Origin of the sequence: Aureimonas sp. Leaf454 (genome assembly GCF_001424685.1) — a bacterium.
Taxonomy (GTDB): domain Bacteria; phylum Pseudomonadota; class Alphaproteobacteria; order Rhizobiales; family Rhizobiaceae; genus Plantimonas.
In genome coordinates this window covers 32,653-53,361 of record NZ_LMQT01000011.1, presented here as the reverse complement: position 1 = coordinate 53,361, position 20,709 = coordinate 32,653, and the positions used below count along the sequence as shown (strand labels likewise).

22 protein-coding genes and 1 pseudogene are annotated in these 20,709 nt (G+C 68.1%); 20 read left to right on the top strand and 3 right to left on the bottom strand.

Features of this window, described 5'->3' with window-relative positions; genetic code table 11:
- Positions 1-30 precede the first annotated feature (30 nt).
- Positions 31-1,599, bottom strand: a complete 1,569-nt coding sequence (locus tag ASG43_RS08820) for a DNA cytosine methyltransferase (protein WP_056503280.1) — start codon at positions 1,597-1,599, stop codon at positions 31-33.
- A gap of 248 nt (positions 1,600-1,847) precedes the next feature.
- Between ASG43_RS08820 and ASG43_RS08815 the strand changes: the two genes are divergently transcribed.
- The 3 genes from ASG43_RS08815 to ASG43_RS08805 are packed head-to-tail and all read left to right on the top strand — an operon-like array spanning position 1,848 to position 4,048.
- The gene (locus tag ASG43_RS08815; RefSeq protein ID WP_056503274.1) at positions 1,848-2,171 is read left to right on the top strand and encodes a hypothetical protein; all 324 of its coding nucleotides are present in this window, start codon (positions 1,848-1,850) and stop codon (positions 2,169-2,171) included.
- Positions 2,168-3,691: an AAA family ATPase gene (locus ASG43_RS08810; protein WP_056503272.1), complete on the top strand. Its 1,524-nt coding sequence runs from the start codon at positions 2,168-2,170 to the stop codon at positions 3,689-3,691. The genes ASG43_RS08815 and ASG43_RS08810 overlap by 4 nt, the downstream gene beginning before the upstream one ends.
- Positions 3,692-3,700: 9 nt before the next feature.
- On the top strand, positions 3,701-4,048 hold the full coding sequence (locus tag ASG43_RS08805; RefSeq protein ID WP_056503270.1) for a hypothetical protein: 348 nt from the start codon (positions 3,701-3,703) through the stop codon (positions 4,046-4,048).
- Between the two features lie 9 nt (positions 4,049-4,057).
- Here the strand turns inward: ASG43_RS08805 and ASG43_RS08800 are convergent, their stop codons facing one another.
- Complete coding sequence (locus ASG43_RS08800; RefSeq protein WP_056503268.1) at positions 4,058-5,044, bottom strand: hypothetical protein; 987 nt, start codon at positions 5,042-5,044, stop codon at positions 4,058-4,060.
- Positions 5,045-5,305: 261 nt separating this feature from the next.
- On the opposite strand from ASG43_RS08800, the gene ASG43_RS08795 reads away from it, so the two are divergent.
- The 17 genes from ASG43_RS08795 (at position 5,306) to ASG43_RS08715 (ending at position 19,077) form a co-directional block, all read left to right on the top strand.
- A complete protein-coding gene (locus tag ASG43_RS08795) occupies positions 5,306-5,884 on the top strand; it encodes a hypothetical protein (RefSeq protein WP_056503266.1) in 579 nt (192 codons plus the stop codon).
- Between the two features lie 89 nt (positions 5,885-5,973).
- Positions 5,974-6,609: an AAA family ATPase gene (locus ASG43_RS08790; RefSeq protein WP_056503262.1), complete on the top strand. Its 636-nt coding sequence runs from the start codon at positions 5,974-5,976 to the stop codon at positions 6,607-6,609.
- A gap of 1 nt (position 6,610) precedes the next feature.
- Positions 6,611-6,928, top strand: a complete 318-nt coding sequence (locus tag ASG43_RS08785; RefSeq protein ID WP_056503260.1) for a CopG family transcriptional regulator — start codon at positions 6,611-6,613, stop codon at positions 6,926-6,928.
- Between the two features lie 329 nt (positions 6,929-7,257).
- Complete coding sequence (locus ASG43_RS23085) at positions 7,258-7,947, top strand: hypothetical protein (RefSeq protein WP_056503258.1); 690 nt, start codon at positions 7,258-7,260, stop codon at positions 7,945-7,947.
- Positions 7,923-9,089 carry a tyrosine-type recombinase/integrase gene (locus ASG43_RS23080; protein WP_056503255.1) on the top strand — a complete coding sequence of 389 codons (1,167 nt, stop codon included), beginning with the start codon at positions 7,923-7,925 and terminating at the stop codon, positions 9,087-9,089. The genes ASG43_RS23085 and ASG43_RS23080 overlap by 25 nt, the downstream gene beginning before the upstream one ends.
- 273 nt (positions 9,090-9,362) lie before the next feature.
- The gene (locus ASG43_RS08770; protein WP_056503252.1) at positions 9,363-10,007 is read left to right on the top strand and encodes a hypothetical protein; all 645 of its coding nucleotides are present in this window, start codon (positions 9,363-9,365) and stop codon (positions 10,005-10,007) included.
- Positions 10,008-10,059: 52 nt separating this feature from the next.
- Positions 10,060-10,980, top strand: coding sequence for a nucleotidyl transferase AbiEii/AbiGii toxin family protein (locus tag ASG43_RS08765; protein ID WP_056503250.1), 921 nt, complete (start codon positions 10,060-10,062; stop codon positions 10,978-10,980).
- Entirely contained in the window at positions 10,977-11,354 is a 378-nt protein-coding gene (locus ASG43_RS08760) for a hypothetical protein (protein ID WP_056503247.1), read from the top strand. The genes ASG43_RS08765 and ASG43_RS08760 overlap by 4 nt, the downstream gene beginning before the upstream one ends.
- Positions 11,355-11,979: 625 nt before the next feature.
- Positions 11,980-13,803 (top strand): hypothetical protein, encoded by a 1,824-nt coding sequence (locus ASG43_RS08755; RefSeq protein WP_156386604.1) that lies wholly within the window; start codon positions 11,980-11,982, stop codon positions 13,801-13,803.
- A gap of 182 nt (positions 13,804-13,985) precedes the next feature.
- A complete protein-coding gene (locus tag ASG43_RS22665) occupies positions 13,986-14,165 on the top strand; it encodes a hypothetical protein (protein WP_156386603.1) in 180 nt (59 codons plus the stop codon).
- 161 nt (positions 14,166-14,326) lie between these two features.
- On the top strand, positions 14,327-14,674 hold the full coding sequence (locus tag ASG43_RS08745) for a metalloregulator ArsR/SmtB family transcription factor (protein ID WP_056503241.1): 348 nt from the start codon (positions 14,327-14,329) through the stop codon (positions 14,672-14,674).
- Positions 14,671-15,081: an arsenate reductase (glutaredoxin) gene (gene arsC, locus ASG43_RS08740; RefSeq protein WP_056503238.1), complete on the top strand. Its 411-nt coding sequence runs from the start codon at positions 14,671-14,673 to the stop codon at positions 15,079-15,081. The genes ASG43_RS08745 and arsC overlap by 4 nt, the downstream gene beginning before the upstream one ends.
- The gene (locus ASG43_RS08735; RefSeq protein WP_082490768.1) at positions 15,078-15,515 is read left to right on the top strand and encodes a GNAT family N-acetyltransferase; all 438 of its coding nucleotides are present in this window, start codon (positions 15,078-15,080) and stop codon (positions 15,513-15,515) included. Before arsC ends, ASG43_RS08735 begins: the two co-directional genes overlap by 4 nt.
- Complete coding sequence (arsH, locus tag ASG43_RS08730; protein ID WP_056503233.1) at positions 15,512-16,237, top strand: arsenical resistance protein ArsH; 726 nt, start codon at positions 15,512-15,514, stop codon at positions 16,235-16,237. Before ASG43_RS08735 ends, arsH begins: the two co-directional genes overlap by 4 nt.
- Positions 16,238-16,259: 22 nt before the next feature.
- A complete protein-coding gene (locus tag ASG43_RS08725; protein ID WP_056503230.1) occupies positions 16,260-17,564 on the top strand; it encodes an arsenic transporter in 1,305 nt (434 codons plus the stop codon).
- A complete protein-coding gene (locus tag ASG43_RS08720; protein ID WP_156386602.1) occupies positions 17,561-18,757 on the top strand; it encodes an MFS transporter in 1,197 nt (398 codons plus the stop codon). Before ASG43_RS08725 ends, ASG43_RS08720 begins: the two co-directional genes overlap by 4 nt.
- Positions 18,754-19,077 carry a YnfA family protein gene (locus ASG43_RS08715; protein WP_056503226.1) on the top strand — a complete coding sequence of 108 codons (324 nt, stop codon included), beginning with the start codon at positions 18,754-18,756 and terminating at the stop codon, positions 19,075-19,077. The genes ASG43_RS08720 and ASG43_RS08715 overlap by 4 nt, the downstream gene beginning before the upstream one ends.
- 39 nt (positions 19,078-19,116) lie before the next feature.
- Here ASG43_RS08715 and ASG43_RS08710 read toward each other — a convergent pair.
- Positions 19,117-20,324: pseudogene (locus ASG43_RS08710) on the bottom strand (heavy metal translocating P-type ATPase); the annotation flags it as partial.
- Positions 20,325-20,709: the final 385 nt, after the last annotated feature.

The following is a 20,709-nucleotide window of genomic DNA, read 5'->3' as shown; positions in this document are numbered from 1 at the left end:
GCGGCTGAAGCCGCTCCGTGAGGCTGGCCGCTACTCGGCCGCCTCGACCCAAAGGACGTCGGCGGTCGCGTCCGGTTCCGCCTTCTTCCGCAGGCGTACGAACGACGCCGGGAAGACACCCGTCGGCTCTTCGTCGATATGGCGTTGCTGGGCTTCCATGAGGTCGGCCACGACGGCCGCCTTCTTCGCCTTGATCTTCGCCTTCTCGGCAAGGTCGAGCTTTTCCATGAAGCGACAGACCAAGCGCAGCGCGGTCGTCAGGTTGCTCCGTCGTCCCCTGCCCATTTCCTCGAACCCGGGGGCCGCATGCAGCCTGTGTTCGGCATCCTCGGCCGACTTGACCTTGCGCCCGTTGAGAAGCCGAAGGGCGGCGCGCGCGTCGGACATGCGCTGGCTGACGTTCTCCTGCGCGATCGCCCCTTCCTCGACGAGCCACCGCGCGAACCCCGGCGGGATCGCGACGGGCAACGTGGACGCCGGCGGTTCGCCGCGGGAGTGCGCGAGGAGGATGCGTGCGCATAGCTCGCTGAACGGGGCTGGCACCGAGTTCGCGATCATCAGCATCTTCGACGCCTTGGTCAGCGGCTTCGCCGGGTTCGGATCCCAATTCCAGTCGACCGGGTAACCGGCCAACTGCGCGAGCTGTTCGAAGGACAGCAGCGGCAGGGAATGGACGTCGAGGACGTCCCCCTTGCGCGGCTTGTAGCTGGGTCCCGGGGCATCCCCCGCCCTGCGGGTGATCGTCGAGGCGGGCTCGTCGAGGCTCGACGTTCCGCATGACGAGCTGCCGCCCGGGTAAACGAAGTAAAGGTCTGACCGCAAGAAGAACTGCTCGTCGGATTTGGTGACAACGTAACCGCCCTTTCCGGTCTGCTTCCGGTCGGCCGTAGTGGTCAGCGTCACCCCCGGCTCGTCCGCCGATCTGAAGCTCACCCGGTCTTCGGACCTATGACCCATCCGGAAGTAGACGCTGCCGACGCTGTCGCCCAGGACGTCCCTGACGGTCGTGCGACGGGTGGCCTTCGCCCCTTCCAAGTAGGCGGTGGCCCAGCCGTCCGCCTCTCCCAGCGCCCCGAAAACGATGAGCCGCTGCCTGGCCTGGCCGACGCCGTACCAGCTCATGTCGACGATATCCTCGGATATGCCGTAGCCGGCCCTCCGAAGGATCGCCATCGCCCTGCGGTAGACGCGCGAGCCCTGTGCCTGGGGAACGTTCTCCATGATGAAGTGCCGCGGGCGCGCGGTGGCCACGCAGACCGCGAACGCCTCGGTCAGCTTGGCACGCGGGTCGGCGTCGCCGAGACGCTTGCCCGACGGGCTGAACGCCTGGCAGGGCGGGCCCCCGACGATCACGTCCGGACGCATGTCGGCAATCGTCGGCGCCGCAGACAGGAGGTCGGTCAGGTCAGCCTGTCTCTGCTTCCTCGGCTTCCTCATGGGGAACGGCACGATGCGGCCTTGCGGCGGACAGGGCATGTTGGCGGCATGCACCGCGATCGCGTCCGGCTCGAAATCCCAGGCACCGACGATGTCGCATCCCGCCCGCTTGAATCCTAAGGAAAACCCGCCGGATCCGGCGAAGAGATCGACAATGCGCATGGTGAGTCCTTTGAATGCCTAGTGGTCTTCCTCCACTGGTATCCGGGCGTGCGTTGCCGACTCCCTACGGTTGTCCCGGGGGATCGATTCTCAGTTAAGCGGGCGTCCGCAAACGTGGTTGACGTCGTCTTCCTCTTCCGGGAAGGTGTCGCGACTCCAGGACCTCCGACATGGCTCTCTTCAAGAACATAGGCTGACCTCGAGCGCGCGCCGCGCGATCGATCCGCCATGTTCTAAAGGAGACTTCCATGTCCGACATCCCTTCCCAACGCCCGCTTGGGCCCGACCTTACAAACGCCCGTCTCATTGATCGCTGGACCATTCGAGGTTGGAGTCACGATCCCGTCCTCGTCGGGATTGAGGACGGCGTGGAGGTCGTGATCCCGATCGGGGGGGTGATTCTATCAATCGGCTGGGCGCACCTGCGCGACAACACAGGGACGCTGCGGCTGGGGAACCCTGCGGACGACGCGCCCTCGCCTTGGGACCTGATGGCGATCAGCGAGGGAAACATGCGCGCAGCCGCCGAGGCCGAGGCCGAGGCCAAGGTCGACGTCGAGGGCGAGGAGTGAAAGACCTCACCTACGCGCAGCTCCTCGATCGTGCGCAGGTCCCGGAGCTCATCGACCTCGAGTGTAGCCATGATCATGACTGGCGCGCCCTGATCATGGGCTTGGGCGGTCCCGAGGGGGGTGAGGATCGAGCCAACCTGGTCTGGGCGCTGGAGCAGCGAGGGCAATGCGAGCCGGGCGACACGATCCATGATCCTGGTCCCCACTACTCGGTCGTCGCCACAGTGGTCGCGAACGGCGGGTCGCCCGTCGACGAGACGCGCCTGATGTACGCATGCGCGCTCGCGGGCTGGAGGACGGCGCAGGTCGAGTTGTCCGCGGCGTTCTCGGCGCTCGCCGTCGACCAGCGCCACGTCGCCTATGAATTTGGCCGTCGGGTAAGCCGCGGCGAGCCGACGCCGCAGCTCGTCCGGCGGCTCGAGTATCGAGCGGAGTCGTGCGCTGGCTCCGCGCTCGGATGGGGGGCTGTCGCGAGCGGCCGTCGCGCGTTCGGCCTTCCGGAGGACGCGGGTCTCGACATTCAGGCGCGTGCCATCGGGACCGATCTCCTCGCGATGCTTGGATGGCGGAACCGGAAGCTGCCCGAGGAACCGACCGTCGGCGAGGAGCACAGCGACGGGGAAGAGGTCCTGCCGACGTCCGTCGCGCCTGCCTCGGTTCGGGTCGTGGAGCGTATCGTCGGCAGTACGTCCTTTGCGAAGAATGCGATGACGGGAGTGGCTGATCTCGTAGGCCGCGACATCCCCCTCGTCATCGCGCCAGATGGCGAGGACCTTCGGCGGATCCGGCGGGAGATCGCGGCGGTCTTTCCCCATGCGGTGCCCGCGCTGGACGCGCTGCTTTCAGACGTCGCGCCCGGCCGCGCCATCCGCTTGCGGCCGACCATGTTGCTGGGCCCTCCGGGGACGGGAAAGTCACGTCTAGCACGCCTCCTGCTCGCCCGGTTGGGCGTCCCCTACGCTGCGCTCGACGCCGCGGCCATGGCCGACCAGGCCATCGTCGGCTCTCCCCGGCGGTGGCGGCACTCATACCCATCGGTGCCGATCAGCCTGGTCCTCGAGCACGACGTGGCGAACCCCGGCGTCATCTTGGACGAGATCGAGAAGGCGGGACGGACCGAGGCCGGGTCGGTGCATGACCCGCTTCTCGGGCTGCTTGAGACGGGGACGGCGAAGGCATGGCGCGACCAGTTCCTCGACGCTGCCGCCGACCTCAGTCACCTGACATGGCTCTTCACCGCCAACTCGACCAACGGGGTCCCTGCGCCGCTTCTCAGTCGGATCCGTGTCCTGCGCGTTCCGGCGCCTGCGTCGGAGCATGTGCCCACGCTTGCCCGCTCGCTCCTTCGTGAGGTCCTCGAAGACCGCCTGGTTGACCATCGCCTCGAAGCCGATCTTGCCCCTTTCGAGCTGGAGACCATCGGCACCGCCTTCGCGGGCGTGCGGAACGGCAGCCTGCGCGACCTGAAGCGCATCGTCGAGGCAGCGCTCGACGCCCGCTCGATGCCGCCCAAACACTAAGGAGCCGACATGGCCGACGACTGGCAACGCGTGATCATCGAACGGTGGCGCTACCAATTTCCCAAACACTTCAGCTTCGAGTTCGGGCCCGGCTGGGGGCCGATCATGGACGAGCTGTGCCGCCGCGTGGACGCCGTCCTCGACGACGACTGGAAGGACGGTCAGTCGTTTCAGTGGACACAGTGCAAGGAGAAGTTCGGCTCCGGAAGGTTCTACAATTCAGGACCCGACGAGGTGGAGCGGCACGTGGACTGGGCGGAGGCGGTCACGCTCCGGACCTGTGAACAATGCGGCCAGCCAGGCATCATGCGGCGAGATGGATGGTTCGGCGTGCGATGCGATGAGCACGCCTCCTAACAGGCATGCCTACATACCTACTTGCATCCAACCTGCCGGACGAGGCGACCGCACGGTCGACACCTCGTCGGGCACCGGAAGAACGACGTCGCGCACGTCCGTCGGTTTCCACGCGCTGCGTCTCCGGCCATAGGCCTGGATGGCGGTCGTGGTCACGCAGTGACCGACCGCTGCCGACACCTCGGCGGGGCGCAGGCTGGCTTTCGCCGTGGCGACGAACTGGTGGCGGAGGCTGTAGAGCGTGAACCCGCCCTGCCCGGTTGCCGCCATGCACGCGCGCGACAGGACGTGGGACACCTGCCGCTGCCGACGTTCGTACTGGCCATGGCGGTGCCAGTCGGCGCCCAGCTCCGTCATTCGGATGATCACCCCGCGCGTCCGGTCGGTCACCACGGCGAGGTCGAGGGTCCTCGCCTCGCCGTTCCCGCGCCCGTTCGTTGCCTTCGCGTTCACCACGAACAGCTTGCAGTCCTCGACCATGGCCGCCCGCCACTCCCCGGGGCGGAGCCCGGTCGCCAGACCGGCCACGACCCAATCCGCGGCGATCAATGCCACCTCGGACGTCGAGACGCGACGAAGCCACACGAGGATCCGATCGAAGACGTCTTTCGGGAACCGTTTCCGTTTGCGGGCGCCCGTCCGCCTCGGCTGCCTGCCCTGCTCCGCCGGCTCGCCGATGATCCGGATCGCCGCGTCCGCCGACAGGTCGTCCATGGCTTCGATCACGGTGGCCGCGGCTGCGCGATACTGCCTCCAGGCGGATGGTCGAAGGGTTGGCCTGATAGTGTCCCGCAGCCATTCCGCGAACTCGCGCGAAACCGGGGTTTCGTCGTGCTCCAACCCTGCGGCCGCAACGAACCGGGCGAGCAGGCTCAAGCCCCGCCGGACGTACCGCTCCTGCGTTTGCGCAGTCCGCGTGGGTGCGAGCGCCGTCCCACCCTTGCTTGTCTCGATCCCGGCCGCGCGTGCCTTTCTCAACAGATCTTGCTTGCTCATGTCCTGGCCCTCCCGCCCCGATCATGCGTGCCGGCGTTGCGCACCACCAGGTTGCCGGCGTCCCCGGGCACCGCGCGGACCCCATGACGCATGGCGGAGCAGGGGTATGACCGGGTCCGCCGCTGGAAAGCAGGAGAAAATCGACGCCGGCGCCTGGACGCCGCCTCCCGCGACGCCCGACACTGAGATGGGGGACAAGCCGTCTCGAACTTAGGCAAGCCTATTTGCCTACAAGCCTAGCGCCTAAGACAGGATCACGTCATGACCGTCGCATCCAGGATCACCCAACATGACAACGGGTTCAGCACCCGACGCGACTGGAACTACACCGTCGTCATCAACGCACACGGCGTCGAAGTCGCCGGCACGTACCGCGACGGACGCACCTGGCGCATCCACGACTTCTTCGTCGATCCTGTGACTGGCAGCCGCCACCTCACCACGTCGGCGAACCCGTTCAAGTTCACCTGCCTCGCCGACCTCGTCCATTGCCTGGCCATGACCGCAACGGTCCGTACGGCGCGTCCGGAGACTGCGTCCGCATCTGTCGTGCCCCCGTCGCCCTACCCCGTCAGGGACATCGTGGAGGCGTGCGAAGCGCAAGGGTTCGTCGTCGACGAGGTCTCCCAGCGCGACGATGGCGAATCCGTCCTCGTCCGCTCAAGCAAGGGCACGTTCATCTGCCTCAACCGCGAGGGCACGCGGTGGTCGGCGTGCGCGCCGGATCTCAACAAGCTGCTCATGGGATTCACGGAGCCGCTTGCCGCGATCCGCGCGGCCGTCGGTTTCGACCTTCCGGACGACCCGGCTGTCCTGGCGCCCGCACCCACCCTCCAGTGACGGACTACAGGAAGGCGCAAGGGCAAGCCTTTACGCCTTCCTGCCTAGTTGCCTACAAGCAGACAAGCCGACGGGGAGTGAGAACGCTCATGGCCAAGATCATCGCGGAGCTGTCGGGCAAGGGAGGAGGGGGCAAGTCCACGTCCTCCATCCACCTCGCCACCGCTCTCGCATCCATGGGGCATGCCACGGTCCTGATCGACGTCGACCCGCAAGCCTCGTCGGCCGACTGGGCGGACACGGCCGACCTCGGCGAGAACCTTGTCGTTCAGTCGGTCGTCGCCTCTCGCCTTGGACGGACCATCGAGGCGGCAGCCGACGCCGATTACGTCGTGATCGACACCGGGGCCAAGAGCTCCGAGGAAGCCATGTCGGCGGCTCGCGTGGCCGATCTCATCCTGGTCCCGTGCCGCCCGAGCATCCTCGACCTGCGGGCGATCAAGACCTCGGTCGACGTAGCGAGGATCGCGGGCAAGCTCGACCGGACCTACGTCTTCCTCAACGCCGTGGCCGCTGCGGGGACGGTTGCGGACGAGGCGGAGGAAGCCGCCGGCGGATACGGCGTCCCGGTCTGCCCCGTCCGTTTCGGCAGCCGACGGACGTTCCAGGCGGCCATCGTGTCGGGCTCGCACGCCATGGCCTACGAGCCGAAGGGAAAGGCGGCGGCCGAGCAAGCCGCGCTTGCGGAATGGGTGATCAAGACGATCGACGAGAAGGGGCGCTGAGATGGCCAAGCCGAAGATGAACGAGATGAAAGCCATGCTGGCCGCGACGGCGGGCAAGGCCACGTCGGGCCGTCCGGTTCCGGTCGATGCCCCGGCCCCGGTGGCTGCGGCCGCGGCGCCCGCCGCCCCGGAGACGCTCACCTCCAAGGGCCGGAGCGGCACCAGGGCAGGGAAAAAGATCGTGTCGATCTACATCGACGAGAGTTACCACGACGAGCTGAAGATCTTCGCCATCCGCCGGAAGATGTCGATGGAGGGCATGGTGAAGCATGCCCTGAACGAGTGGCTGGCAGGCCAGGGGATGCCGCCTGCCGCCTGACCTGGGGCTGGATCGAACGGACATGACGGGGGCTGGATCGGGGACGATCTGGCCCCCTTCCGTTTGACACCTCACGCCGCATGGCGTCCATTGCCGAATGGCCGATCATCGGCCGCAAGATTCGCAACGAAGGACAACCGCGACGAGGCAATGAAAACGGCGAAGCCCCCAAGGACGGCAATCCAAGGGGGCTCCAAAAACCATAGGCGCTTTCGCTACCAGACATGGCGAGTAGTGCATGGCTCCGTGCGTGGAGTCAACGTGGAAACGGCGTTTCCGCGAACGCTCCACTTTTGTCCCGACGCGGCCCCGAACGGGAGCCGTGAACGATGCTGCATGCCCTCTTGGACCGTGTCCGGTCCACGCCCCGGGAGGGGCTGACCCGCGTCCTGACGGATGCCTGGGTCCTGTCCGCCGACGGAAAGTTGAACGACGACGAGGCCGCCGAGGTCGAGCGTGCCGTCCGTGCGCGGCAACAGCCGGGTGCCCGTCGCGAGGTGATCGGCCGACGGGGTCCGTCGCGCCGGACCGAGGAACAGCGTGCCGGCGCCCTTGCCCGCCGACGGCTTCTCGCGGCGTCGGGCGCGCTGCCACCCGACGTCGCCGCACGGTTCTCCGTGGCCGAGCAGGCCGTCCTCATGGTGGTCGCCGTCGAGGTGGCGCGTCGAGGCGACTGCCGCATGTCTGTCGGCGAGCTGTCCGCAAGGGCAGGGTGTTCGCAACGGTCCGCCCAAAACGCGGTCAGGAAGGCGGCGTCGGCAGGGCTGATCAGCGTCGAGGCGAGGAAGGTCGCCCGTCGGCGCAACGACACGAACGTCCTCCGTGTCATCGATCGCGCGTGGCGTCGCTGGCTCGATCCGTGGCGGGCGGAGGGGTGGGTGCAAACCAATGCAAGGCAAGATCAGACTCATATTCCAAGAAGGCGATCGACGAGGCTATCGCCGTGGAATCCCGAACCCGTTACAAAGATTGGGAGGGACCAGGAGGCGAAGCCGTGGGAGCGACGAGACAGAAACTGACCGACCGGATCGTGCGCGACGCCGAGGTCGCGGTGGCCGCTGAAATGTACTTGTGGGACGAGCAGGTGAGGGGCCTCGCGCTGCGGGTCCGGCGTGAGGGCGGAAAGAGCTGGCTAGTGAAGCGCGGCCACTGTCGACGGACGCTTGGGAGGGCACCGGAGATGTCGGTTTCGGAGGCGCGTGCCGCAGCCCAGCACGCGATAGCCGAGGAGACCGTCGGACTGGCTCCCCGAAGAAAGCGGACGGCGACCGTGCAGGCTTGCCTACAGGCCTACCTGACCGACTGGGCCGAGACGCGGTGCAAGCCGCGGACACTCGAGGGCTACCGGGATCTGGCCGACAGGGTCATCGGCCCGCGGATCGGCAGCCTGCTCGCCGACAAGCTGACCGCACGCGACGTCGACCGCCTTCTCGTCGACCTGCGAGCGCGACCGGCGACCGCGAACAAGGCGTTGGCCCTTCTCCGGGCCACGATGAAGAAGGCCCTGCGGTGGGACCTCCGCGATCCGGCGCTGGGCGATCCGACGGAGGGTGCGGAAGCCTATGACGTCGCGCCCCGAGAGGTCGCCTTGGAGGCCGGCGAGCTGGCTCTCGTGCTGGATGGACTGCGGTCCGTCGGGCAGCGGTGGCCGGACGCCGCGGCATGCCTTCTCGTGCTCGCCTCGACAGGCTGCCGCCGGGACGAGGTCCGCCTCCTCGAAAGGGACTGGGTCGACTGGGTGGCAGGCGAGGTCATGTGGCCCGATACGAAGACGGGGGCGGGTAGCCTCCACCTCTCGCCGGCGGCGGTGCGGCTGCTCGCCGAGGCGAAGGAGCGGCATGCCGACGGGAAACCTTGGCTGTTCCGGTCGGCCGACGGCACCGGACCGCTCGCGCGCAGCACCCTCTACAGGACCTGGGCGGCCGCCCTCGACGTCGCGGTCGAACTCGGGGCAGATGCCCGTCGCCTCCAGGACTTGCGCCCTCACGACCTCCGGCACACCTTCGCCAGCCTCGGCCTCTCGAGCGGACTCTCCCTGGACGACGTCCGTCGTTTGCTACGCCACCGCTCCCGTCGGTCGACGGAGCGTTACGCTCGGCTTCTCCCGTCGCGGGAAAGGGAACTGGCTCTCGCGTCGGAGACGTTCCTGCGCCTCGCTTGAGGCGCGTCGGCGATGGACGATCGTGGACAACGTCCACTGCCGACCCCGTTTGACCAACGGCCCTCGCGGTCCCAGCCATCGGAGACGCCCCGACTCCGGGAGAGAGCCGCACGCGGCTGAGCGGGAGCTTGGTAGGCTTGGGTCGAGCAGCCGTGGGCAAGGCATGGGATGAGGTTCCGGGCGACGGGGCCCGGGGTGTAGTCTACCAGATCGAAATGTTGACAAAGGCGATGGAAGACATATTGTCTCCCATGTCCAATCCCTGAGGATCCCATGGCGGCCTTTGACTTCCTTGCTTGGCAGACGCGCAACGGCCTGACGAAGGAGCAGGCCGCGGCGATCGTCGAGCTGTCGCCCAAGAGCGTCCAGCGGATCCGTACCGGGACACAGGGCGTAGGCCGCTGGCAGCAGCATCTCGCCGAGGCGTTCGAGGCGAGCCGCCGGGTGTCAGACGACCTCGACATCATGGCCGCCGCCATGGATCTGGCGGTGGCCTGCGAGGCCGCGCCGCTCGGCGTCGTGACCGGGGTCACCTCGGCCGCGCTGCGCGGCTGGTCGACCGCCGCGACGCACGATCGAATCCTTGCCATGCCTCCGCATCCGGCTGTCCTGACCCAGCCCGGGGACGTCCTGGCCGTCGCTTGCACGCTGCTTCCCGAGCGCGTCGAACTTCGCACGGACGTAGACGGCCGCACCTACCGCCTCGCAGATCCCGTCCGTACCCTTGTCGACGCGGCCGCAGGCGATGTAGCGCAGGTCCGGTGGCACGTGCAGGAGGCGTTCAACTGCGCGATCGCCGACGGCGTGGACCTCGACGACGTGCGCGAGTTCGCCGACCGCCGGGCCGACGGCACAAGGGAGAAGGTGGACGCTTACATCGCCGGGGCGTCCGCCGGCGGAGCCGCCCAGGCCGCTTGACGCTTGCGATAGATGGGGGACACCATGGCCTCCATACTTTCCGGAGCGTCCTATGTCCGACAAGCCGTTCAATCCGGCTACCATCGCCGATTCCCTGAAGAACATGGCCAAGGCCCTGGGGACGGACACCCGCCTCTTCCAGGCCCGCTTCGTGATGGAGAGGTTCGTACTCCGCATCGACGTCGTCGACCTCGACGAGGAGATGATGGTCTGCGGCGCCATGATCGCACACCTCACCCCGGGGCTCGAGGGCCACGCCCGGTCGACGACGGACATCGACCTCCGGTCGAACCGATCGGTGCCCGAGGCGGAACGGGTCCTCGGCCTCGTACGCCGCGCGCTTGGAGTCGACCTCGCCGACGGCGTCCGCTTCGACTTGCGCCGCGTGGAGGGCGGCGCGGAGGCGGAGCACGACGGAGGGCTGAAGCTGCACCTGCGCGCGCTCCTCGGCGATACGGGGCCGCGGACGCCGTACGCCGATTTCCACATCGACGTGGCCTTCGGGGGCAGGAGGCCCGCGTCGGTGAAGCGCGTTCGCTTCGACAGCATGCACCCGCGCCTCGCCGGCGGGAGCTACCTGTCATGCGGCATGCCCTACCAGGCTGCCGAGAAGGTGTCGGCCGCCATCCGGATCGGCGCGATCTCGACTCGCATGAAGGATTACCGCGACCTCTGGATGATCGCGACGGGGCGGACGCCCTGCGACCGCGACGAACTCTCCGATGCCCTGTCGACCATCCTTGAGGATCGCGCGCAGCCTCTCGTCGCCGAGGCCCTCGACCTGCCCGGCTACGTCGACGGGTTTGCCGCCGACCACCAGGACGACTGGGCCGCATGGGTGCGCGCGTCGCGCCTGACGGGGCAGGTGCCCGGCGACCTTGCCGAGGTCGTTGCGACCGTCCGCATCCTCGTCGACGAAACTCTCCGCGGCGTCCGTGCGTTGCGCGGCGAGAACGCCTGCGGACCGCGATGATGGTCGCCGACGATTTCGTTCGGATCCCTGCTGCCGCCATGGAGAGCGAGTACCTGTGGCGGCAAGAGGGGCGCTTCGCCGCCTTCGTCCGCCTTTGCGGGGAGGCCGCTCCCAGCCGGCGCGTGGCTGACGTACGCGGCGTGCCCGCCATGCTCGAGCGCGGCCAGCTCGTCGTCACGCGAGACTCCCTCGCCCTCACCTTCCGAACCACACGCGACGTTGCGCGCAGGCACCTCGAGTGTTTCGAGCGGGAGGGCCTCGTGTCCCTCGCCGACGCCTCGTCGGCAGCCGTCGACGGTCAGCCCTCCCCGACCGGACGCCTCGTCACCATCCGGGGGCTGTCCCCGGGGGCGAGGCCCGTCGGGGACGGATGAGCCGTCCTCGTTGTCAACAATGCGGGGAGCTCGGTCGGAAGAGGGAAGACCGGCAGGGCGTCGGAGAGGCTGGCCGTGCTCGGGACGGCGGTCCCCGCCTTGTCGGGCACAAGACTTGAGGCGCCCGACAGGATGAAGCGTTCCGCCCGTCGTGCGGGACGCCGCGGGACGAGGTTCTCGGCGTCCTCGGGAGACGCGCACGGCGTCCGAAGATGACGACAAACTCGAGGCCGACGCGATGCATCGGCTGCGCATCCAGGCACGATCGGCGACGACTGGAAGGGGGCTGCGGCTCCTTCTCCATGTCCGCGTGCCGCCCGTCCGATCCGACTTCCGGCTAGGGAACCAGACCCAAGGGGGGATCGGGCCAACCTCGTGAAGTCTCCCCGTTACTTTCACGCTCGAATCGCGGTTCTCGAACCCGGCCCGCCCGCCAGACCCGGCACCGGGATGGATGCCCGGACCCGGTGATTCCCCCGTCCCGGGGACGGGGCGGCCTTGTGCCAAGTCTGCCGGCGCCGAACCATCGTCGAGACACCCTACCCGGCGCAGATCGGGAGCGGCGACCAGACCCACGACGACCGAGCAGGACCAGCCGATGCCACCGACCCGAAGCCCGAAATCCGTGAAGCCGTTCCGGATGCCCGACGGCGTATTCGAACGCGACAAGGCGCTCGGCGGCGCCTTCCAGTGCGACTACGACACCCTTGCCGAGGTGATCGACCTCCCGCCGGTCCGCTCGGTGTCGCAGGGAAGGGCCATGGCGGCCATCGTCCTCGACGCCGCCGTCGAGGGGCAAGGTCTCGACCGCACGATCTCCTACAGCCGCGGCCGGGACTACTGGTCGCGCAACCGCCCTTGGCACGACAGCGTCGACTACAGCTACGACCACGTCGTCCCGTCGGTCGACGCCCTCGTCGAGGCTGGCCTGCTGCGCGATCACGTGAAGGCACCGTCCGGGAAGCCGACCGGCTGGCAGTCGTCCTACAAGGCGGGCGATGCCCTCCATACCCTCCTGCTGCCGAAGCACCGGGTCGTGCAGACACGAGAGCTGATCCGGATCCGCGATCGCGCGACGAGGCACCTCATGCCAGTTCCGGACACCGAACGGGTGCGGCGCCAGTGGCGCTGGACGGAGCGTTTCGACGAGTCCTTGCAGGGCATCACCATCGAGCTCGGCGCCGGCACGAGGAACGGCGACCTCATCTCGTTCACCCGCATCAACCCAGACGGCAAGGAAGTAACGCATACAGTCCATGTCGGGCAGACGACCTACTACCGCTCCTACAGCGGCGATCTCGATAGTGGCGGCCGCTTCTACGGCCACTGGGTCCAGGGCGTGCCCAGCCTCCTCCGCGAGGGCCTCATCCTGAACGGCGATCGCGTGGCCGAACCCGACTACAAGACCCTGCACTTCGGCCTCCTCTACGCCTCGGCGGGCATCCTCCTGCCCGAGGGATACGACCCGTACCTCGCCGTCGACTGGGGCAACGGGCGCCCGCACAAGCAGCGTCGCGACCTAGTGAAACGCGGGGCGAACACCCTCATCAACGCCCCGTCCTTCCTGTCGGCGCGCGGGGCCATCGCCGCCCGGATCGCCAAGGCCGACGACGCCTTCGTGCTCGGCCCGAGGGGCAAGCTCCAGCCGTCGCGCGAATCCTACGCCGAAGCCGAGGCCATGATCACGGCGGTGAAGGTGGCGCATCCTCGCGTCCGACACCTCCTCCACCGCGACCTGGGGATCCGGTTCCAGCAGATCGATTCAGAGATGGCACGCGAGGTCTGCGACGAGCTGGCCCTGAAGAAGGGGATCGCTGTCGTGCCGATCCACGACAGCTTCGTCGTCCCCATCCAGTCGGAGGGCATTTGCGAGGAGACGATGGAACGGGTGAGGGAAAAAGCCTTCTCACGCGTCATGGAAAAAGGCGGCAGATCAGCGGCTTACAGCCAAAAGATCCAACATGTGCTGGACGGTGCCCTGCCCCCTCCTGCCCCTGCCTCTCCGGTTCCCCCGGCGGTCCTCCAGTCTGACTCTAGCGCGACGGCTGTCCAGCTTGACTCGGGTTCGGACGGATCGGGGTGGCTCGACGCTTCGCCCTTCTCCGATCCATCCTACCTCGCATCCGTCCTGTCCGACGTCGGCTCGTTCGATCCTGCCGCCGATCACCGTCGGGAGCCTCTTGTCGCACTACCTCGTTCCCACGGCCGTGCTGCCCCTCCTGAGGCCCCTGTGGCGGCTCGTGCGGTCGACTTGGTGCATCCGCCCATCCCGGCCGTCGAGAGCGTCGTGGCGCCCGTTCCCGTTGCCCCTTCCGCCCGTGCCAGACGTCCGTCCTTCTGCCAGCCCGGGTATGACTGGGAGGCCGCAGAGCTGGCCGCCATGGCGGCCGCTCCGTTGTCGGGAGCGCGCCGGTGGAAGAAAACCAAAGGCAGGAGGATCAGCCCATGACGACCACGTTCACGGTGTGCAGACCAGTGCGCCAACGTCCCGGGGGACCACCCCTCACCGGAACCACCCGAGTGCGTGGCGTGCCCTTCCAGGTTCGGGGCTACGTGGATCCCGGTCGTCGCCTCCGCCTCGAGCTCGAGCCTGAAAGGAAGGCAACGGCATGGTCGCAGGAGGACGGTCGCATGCTCCTCCGTCGCGTGATCGCGGACGGAAGGGAGCGGTTCGTCGGCGAGTGGGACGGCCTCGGATCCAGGTGGTCGGTCGTCGCTGAGGTCCGCCACCCGCCCGTCGTGGAGACCGGCGCCGTGCCCGGTTCCGAGAGCTGGTACCTATCTTGTAACCTCGAACCGAAAGGGGCGTGACGGGACCTCGGAGGTCCTGCGCGCCCCAGTTCTACCTGGTCTGCGCCAGACCTTCGCTGACGAGACGACCGAGGGCGCCCTCATGCGTCATCGCCGACCCGACGTCGGGCTCGCATCCAAGTCCTCTTGAACATTACAAGGATCTTTGCATAGTCGCGGTCATGAACGATGACTCAGCCGTAACCGCTCTTTCCGCCCTCGCCCATGCCGACCGCTTGGCAGCCTTCCGCATGCTCGTCCGCGCAGGCCCGAACGGCATGCCGTCGGGCGAGATCGCGGAGACGCTCTCGATCCCGCCAACGCGAATGAGCTTCCACCTCGCGACGCTGGAGCGATCGAAGCTCCTGCGGTCGTGGCGGGACGGCCGCTACGTGCGCTACGCGGCGAGCTACGATGACATGCGCCAGCTCCTTGCCTACCTCGTCGACGACTGCTGTTCCGGCAATCCAGAGATCTGCGGCGACCTGACCAGCTTGCTTCCCGCCTGCACACCGGAGACCTGCCCGTGACCGTCACGATCTACCACAACCCCGCCTGCGGGACCTCGCGCAACACGCTGGAGATGATCCGCCAGTCCGGCGAGGAGCCGCAGGTCGTCGAGTACCTGAAGACACCGCCAAGCCGTGAGGTGCTGATCGAACTGCTCGACGTCATGGGGATGAAGCCCCGGGACATCCTGCGGAAGAAAGGCACGCCGTACGCAGAGCTCGGCCTCGACGACCCCGCACTCGGCGATGAAGAGCTGCTCGACGCGATGATGGCGCACCCGATCCTGATCGAGCGCCCGATCGTCGTCACGGACAAGGGCGTTGCGCTCTGCCGTCCGTCGGAGAAGGTGCTACCGCTCCTCGACAACCCCGTCGCGACCTTCACCAAGGAGGACGGTGAGGCCGTGTCGGTCGGATCCGCCTCGTGAGCCTAGTCGGCACTCTTGTTGCCTCGGACGCAGATCTCGTGGGCTTCCTGTCGTCGGCTGGTCTGCCGACGGAGGACGTGCACGAGGCTGGCCGCGTCTTCCTCCGCTTCACCGACCTGTCGGGCCGGCTCGTCGGCGTCGGCGGGTATGAGCCGCGGGGCGACGCCGCCCTGTTGCGTTCGATCGTCGTTGTTCCTGACCGACGCGGCGAAGGGTTCGGGAGGCACATCGCCGAGGCGCTGATGCGTCGTGCTGCCGATGACGGAGCCCAGACGGCGTACGCGCTGACGACGGGGCCGGACACGTTCCTGACCGCGCTCGGCTTCGAGCGCATCGACCGCGCGTCGGCACCGACGTCCGTGCTCGAAACGAGGCAAGCGCGCGGCCTCTGTGGGGCTTCCGCAGGTCTCTGGCATAGGGAAATCGGTGAATGACCGACTCGGTATCGATCGACCTTCCGAACGCCGACCTGACGCAGCTCCAGCCGATCGACGTCGCGGCGTTGGCGGCACCGGGCGACCCGACGCACCCGCCGCGGATCCTCGTCCTCTACGGTTCGATCCGCGAGCGGTCGTTCTCGCGTCTCCTGTCGGAAGAAGCCGGACGGCTGCTCCGCTGGTTCGGCTGCGAGGTGAGGACCTTCGATCCGCGGGACCTGCCGCTGCCCGACGGTGCCGAGCCTGACCATCCGAAGGTCAAGGAACTGCGCGATCTCGCCGAATGGTCGGAGGGCATGGTCTGGGTCAGCCCGGAGCGCCATGGCGCGATGACCGGGATCATGAAGGCGCAGATTGACTGGATCCCCCTCAGCGACGGCGCCAAGCGGCCGACGCAAGGCAAGACGCTGGCGGTCATGGAAGTGTCGGGCGGCTCGCAGTCCTTCAACGCCGTGAACCAGATGCGCATCCTCGGCCGCTGGATGCGCATGGTGACGATCCCGAACCAGTCGTCGGTGCCGAAGGCCTTCCTGGAGTTCGACGAGGCGGGACGCATGAAGCCATCGGCCCTCTACGGCCGCGTGGTCGACGTCTGCGAAGAGCTGGTGAAGTTCACCTGGCTCATACGCGGGCGCTCCGCCTACCTGACGGACCGCTACTCCGAGCGCGTCGAAAGCGCCGAGGAACTCTCCAAGCGCGTCAACCAGCGCTCCCTCTGATCCTCCCGCCTCCGGACATCCCATGCTCGCCTTCGCGATCTTCGTCGCCACCCTCGTTCTCGTCATCTGGCAACCACGGGGGCTTGGCATCGGTTGGTCGGCGCTCGCCGGCGCGGCCGTTGCTTTCGTCACTGGCGTCGTCGGCTGGGCTGACGTCGGCGTTGTCTGGGACATCGTCTGGGATGCGACCTTCACCTTCGTCGCGCTGATCGTGATCTCGCTGATCCTCGACGAGGCCGGGTTCTTCTCCTGGGCCGCGCTCCACGTCGCGCGCTGGGGCGGCGGCAACGGCCGTCGGCTGTTCCCGCTCGTCGTCCTGCTCGGTGCCGCGATCGCGGCCGTCTTCGCGAATGACGGGGCGGCCCTGCTGCTGACGCCGATCGTTCTCGCGATCCTCCTTCGCCTGGACTTCCCGCCAGCCGGCGCGCTCGCCTTCGTCGTCGCCTGCGGCTTCGTCGCCGACACGACGAGCCTGCCACTGGTGGTGTCGAACCTCGTGAACATCGTCACCGCCAACTACTTCGATGTCAGCTTCGGCCGCTACGCCGCAGTGATGGTTCCGGTGAACCTGGTGTCGCTCGTGGCGACGCTCCTCGTCCTCTGGGCGTACTTCAGGCGGGACATCCCCGAGCGCTACGACACGTCCGAGCTGGAAGACCCGGGGCATGCGATCAAGGACCGCCAGGTGTTCCGCGCAGCCTTCCCCCTCCTCGGCCTGCTCCTCGTCGCCTACTTCGTCACTGGACCTCTCGGCGTGCCGATCTCGTTCGTCACCGGCGCGGCTGCCGTCGTCCTGATGGCGATCGCCGGACGCTGGTTCGCGGGCGGGAGCGGTGCCGTCGTGCCGCTCACCAAGGTGCTGCGCGAGGCACCCTGGCAGATCGTTGCCTTCTCGATCGGCATGTACCTCGTCGTCTACGGCCTCGGGAATGCCGGGCTTACCGACATCGCCGCCGGGATGCTTGTTTGGCTCGGCCAGCAGGGCACGCTCATTGCCACCGTCGGGACGGGCTTCGTCGTCGCGGTGCTGGCCTCCGTCATGAACAACATGCCCGCCGTGCTGGTCGGGGCACTCGCCAACGACCGCGCTGCGCTCGACCCGCTGACCCGTGAGCTCATGGTCTACGCCAACGTCGTCGGCAACGACCTCGGGCCGAAGTTCACTCCCATCGGCAGCCTGGCGACGCTGCTCTGGCTCCACGTCCTCGCGGGCAAGGGGCAGACGATCACCTGGGGCCAGTACATGAAGGTCGGTCTCGTCCTCACGCCGCCGGTCCTCTTCGCGACGCTGGTGGCGCTGTGGCTCTGGCTCCCGGTCGTGTCGTGAGGCCGCGCTGGCAGGTCATCTCTGCGCTTGGCGTCTTCGAGATTTTGGCGTGGGGATCGTCCTACTACCTACCTGCTGTCCTCGCGCTTCCGATCGCGAAGGACACCGAGTGGCCCCTGCCCTGGGTGATCGGCGGCGTCAGCGTCGGGTTGCTCGTCTCGGCCTCCATCTCTCCCCGGGTCGGTGCGACGATCGGGAAGACCGGTGGCCGCCCGGTCCTCGCCGTCGGCGCCCTGCTGCTGTCGCTCGGGCTGGCAATCCTGGGCCTCTCACCGAACCTTCCGGTCTTCCTCCTCGGGTGGGCCGTCGTCGGCCTCGGGATGGGCATGGGCCTCTACGATCCGGCATTCGCCACACTCGGCCGCCTCTACGGATCCGACGCCCGATCCGCGATCACGACGCTGACGCTTTGGGGCGGTTTCGCCAGCACGGTCTGCTGGCCCCTGTCCGCCGTGTTGGTCGAGCATCTGGGCTGGCGAGGCGCGTGCGTCGTATACGCGGCCCTGCACCTCTGCGTGTCGTTGCCGCTGTCCCTCCTGTTCGTGCCGACGGCAGCCGCGCCGGTCATCCGTCAGGTTCACCGAAGCGGCCCCCGCCTTCCGGCACCCGGCGAGCGCCGCGCCTACCTTCTCCTGGCCGGGCTGCTCGTCGTCTCCGGCACGATCTTCGGCCTCGTCTCCGTCCACCTCCTGACGCTCCTGCAAGCCCGCGGCGAGACGCTGGCGGCCGCCGTGTCACTCGGTGCGATGGTCGGCCCGTCGCAGGTCGCCGCGCGGGTCCTCGAGATGGCTGGCAGAGGTCGACACCATCCGCTATGGACGTTGCGGGCCGCCGTCGTGCTGATCGGGGCGGGTGTCTGCCTACTTGCCTTCGACGCGTTCCCGATCGTTGTGGCGATCGTCCTCTACGGCGCGGGCAACGGCGTTTTCTCGATCGCCCGGGGCACGGTACCTCTGGCCCTGTTCGGGCCCGACACCTACGCTGCCGTCATGGGGCTGCTGGCGCGCCCGGCACTCGTCGCGCAGGCGCTGGCGCCGACGGCGGGCGCTGCGATCATCGCGTATGCCGGGGCCGCGCAGACGTTTCTCGTCCTCGCCGTGCTCGCTGTGATCGCGGTCGGACTTGTCTCTCTTCTCCGGGAGAGGCATCCCCATACGGATGCGCCGCTACAGGAAGCGACCGGACCCGTATGACCCTTGCCGTCTACGCCGCAGCGGCGCTCGCCGAGATCGCTGGATGCTTCGCGTTCTGGGCCTGGTTCCGCCTCGACAAGTCGGCCCTTTGGCTCGCGCCCGGCATGCTGGCGCTGGCAGCGTTCGCCTGGCTGCTGACGCTGGTTGAGACGGAGAATGCCGGGCGGGCGTATGCCGCCTACGGCGGGATCTACATCGTCTCGTCGATCCTCTGGCTTTGGTTGGCGGAGGGCGCGCGGCCGGATCGCTGGGACATCATCGGCGCTGCCGTGTGCGTCGTCGGCGCCGGGATCATCCTGCTCATGCCGCGGAACGCCTGAGGCATCGTTCGTTCGACTTTTGCCTGCGAGCCGGGTCTCTCACCGCGGCTTCCATCCAAGAAGCCGCATCGCGTTCGCCGTGACGAGGACGGTCGCACCCGTGTCGGCGAGGATGGCCGGCCAAAGGCCAGTGATGCCGACCACGGTGGTGACGAGGAACACCGCCTTCAGGCCGAGCGCGATGGCGATGTTCGCGCCCGTGTCGGCGAGGATGGCCGGCCAAAGGCCAGTGATGCCGACCACGGTGGTGACGAGGAACACCGCCTTCAGGCCGAGCGCGATGGCGATGTTCGTCCGGATGTTGCCCATGACGCTCTTCGAAAGCGCGATCATGTCTGGGATGTCCTTCACCCGCCCGTGCAGTACGGCGGCGTCCGCCGTCTCCAGCGCGACGTCGGTCCCGCCGCCCATGGCGATGCCGATGTCGGCGGCCGCGAGCGCGGGGGCGTCATTGATGCCGTCGCCGATCTTGGCGACGGTGAAGCCCTCCGCCTGGAGCTCGCGCACGATGCGCTGCTTGTCCTGCGGCAGGAGCTCGGCGCGGGCTTCGATCCCGAGGCCCGCCGCCACGGCCTCGGCGGTGCGCTTGTTGTCGCCCGTCAGCATGACGGTCCGGATGCCGGAGGACTTCAGGCTGGCGAGGCCCTCTACCGCGTCCGGTCGCGCCTCGTCGCGCATGGCGATGAAGCCAGCGACCGTCCCGGCGACCACGACGACGGACACCGTCTTGCCCTCCGCGTTCAGCGCCGCGATCGCGTCCTGCTGCTCGGCCGAGAGGGCGGTGCGCTTGGCGGCTGCCTGGGGCGATCCGAGGAACACCCGCTCTCCGCCGACGCCGCCCTCGATGCCCTCACCCGCGACGGCATTGGCGTCGAAGGACGGCGGGGTCGGCACCTTTTCGGTCTTCGCGCGGTCGAGGATCGCGACRGCCAGCGGGTGGCTCGATCCCTTCTCGAGGGCAGCCGCGAGCGACAGGACCTGCGCTCCAGAACGGCTGCCCGCGACGATGTCGGTCACGACGGGCTTGCCCGCCGTCAGCGTGCCCGTCTTGTCRAASGCGATGGCRGTGATCYTGCCCAGCGTCTCCAGCACCGCGCCGCCCTTCATGAGAAGGCCGCGGCGGGCGCCCGCCGACAGGCCGGCGGCGATGGCCGCTGGCGTCGAGATCACGAGCGCGCAGGGGCAGCCGATCAGCAGGATCGCGAGACCCTTGTAGATCCATTCGTCCCGATATCGGCGTCGTGGATNGCGCCCGCCGACAGGCCGGCGGCGATGGCCGCTGGCGTCGAGATCACGAGCGCGCAGGGGCAGCCGATCAGCAGGATCGCGAGACCCTTGTAGATCCACTCGTCCCAGCTCCCGCCAAAGGCAAGCGGCGGGACGACGGCCACGAGCGCGCCGACCGCGAGCACCGCGGGCGTGTAGACCTTGGAGAAGCGGTCGATGAAGCGCTCCGTCGGCGACTTCGACTCCTGAGCCTCCTCGACCAACCGGACGACGCGCGCGATCGTGTTGTCGGAGGCCGCAGCCGTCACACGGACGCGCAGCACGCCGCCGGCATTGATCGTGCCGGCGAAGACGGGATCGCCCACGACCTTGCGCTTCGGTACGCTCTCGCCCGTCACCGGCGCC

Excerpts from the sequence above, each read along its gene's own strand:
- ASG43_RS22665 (WP_156386603.1), top strand. The coding sequence starts at position 13,986 with ATGCTCCTCCGTCGCGTGATCGCGGACGGAAGGGAGCGGTTCGTCGGC.
- ASG43_RS08790 (WP_056503262.1), top strand. The coding sequence starts at position 5,974 with ATGGCCAAGATCATCGCGGAGCTGTCGGGCAAGGGAGGAGGGGGCAAG.
- ASG43_RS23085 (WP_056503258.1), top strand. The coding sequence starts at position 7,258 with ATGCTGCATGCCCTCTTGGACCGTGTCCGGTCCACGCCCCGGGAGGGG.
- ASG43_RS08795 (WP_056503266.1), top strand. The coding sequence starts at position 5,306 with ATGACCGTCGCATCCAGGATCACCCAACATGACAACGGGTTCAGCACC.
- arsH (WP_056503233.1), top strand. The coding sequence starts at position 15,512 with ATGACCGACTCGGTATCGATCGACCTTCCGAACGCCGACCTGACGCAG.
- ASG43_RS08785 (WP_056503260.1), top strand. The coding sequence starts at position 6,611 with ATGGCCAAGCCGAAGATGAACGAGATGAAAGCCATGCTGGCCGCGACG.
- ASG43_RS08800 (WP_056503268.1), bottom strand. The coding sequence starts at position 5,044 with ATGAGCAAGCAAGATCTGTTGAGAAAGGCACGCGCGGCCGGGATCGAG.
- ASG43_RS08805 (WP_056503270.1), top strand. The coding sequence starts at position 3,701 with ATGGCCGACGACTGGCAACGCGTGATCATCGAACGGTGGCGCTACCAA.
- ASG43_RS08725 (WP_056503230.1), top strand. The coding sequence starts at position 16,260 with ATGCTCGCCTTCGCGATCTTCGTCGCCACCCTCGTTCTCGTCATCTGG.
- ASG43_RS08815 (WP_056503274.1), top strand. The coding sequence starts at position 1,848 with ATGTCCGACATCCCTTCCCAACGCCCGCTTGGGCCCGACCTTACAAAC.
- ASG43_RS08765 (WP_056503250.1), top strand. The coding sequence starts at position 10,060 with ATGTCCGACAAGCCGTTCAATCCGGCTACCATCGCCGATTCCCTGAAG.
- ASG43_RS08770 (WP_056503252.1), top strand. The coding sequence starts at position 9,363 with ATGGCGGCCTTTGACTTCCTTGCTTGGCAGACGCGCAACGGCCTGACG.
- ASG43_RS08760 (WP_056503247.1), top strand. The coding sequence starts at position 10,977 with ATGATGGTCGCCGACGATTTCGTTCGGATCCCTGCTGCCGCCATGGAG.
- ASG43_RS08715 (WP_056503226.1), top strand. The coding sequence starts at position 18,754 with ATGACCCTTGCCGTCTACGCCGCAGCGGCGCTCGCCGAGATCGCTGGA.
- ASG43_RS08745 (WP_056503241.1), top strand. The coding sequence starts at position 14,327 with ATGAACGATGACTCAGCCGTAACCGCTCTTTCCGCCCTCGCCCATGCC.
- ASG43_RS08820 (WP_056503280.1), bottom strand. The coding sequence starts at position 1,599 with ATGCGCATTGTCGATCTCTTCGCCGGATCCGGCGGGTTTTCCTTAGGA.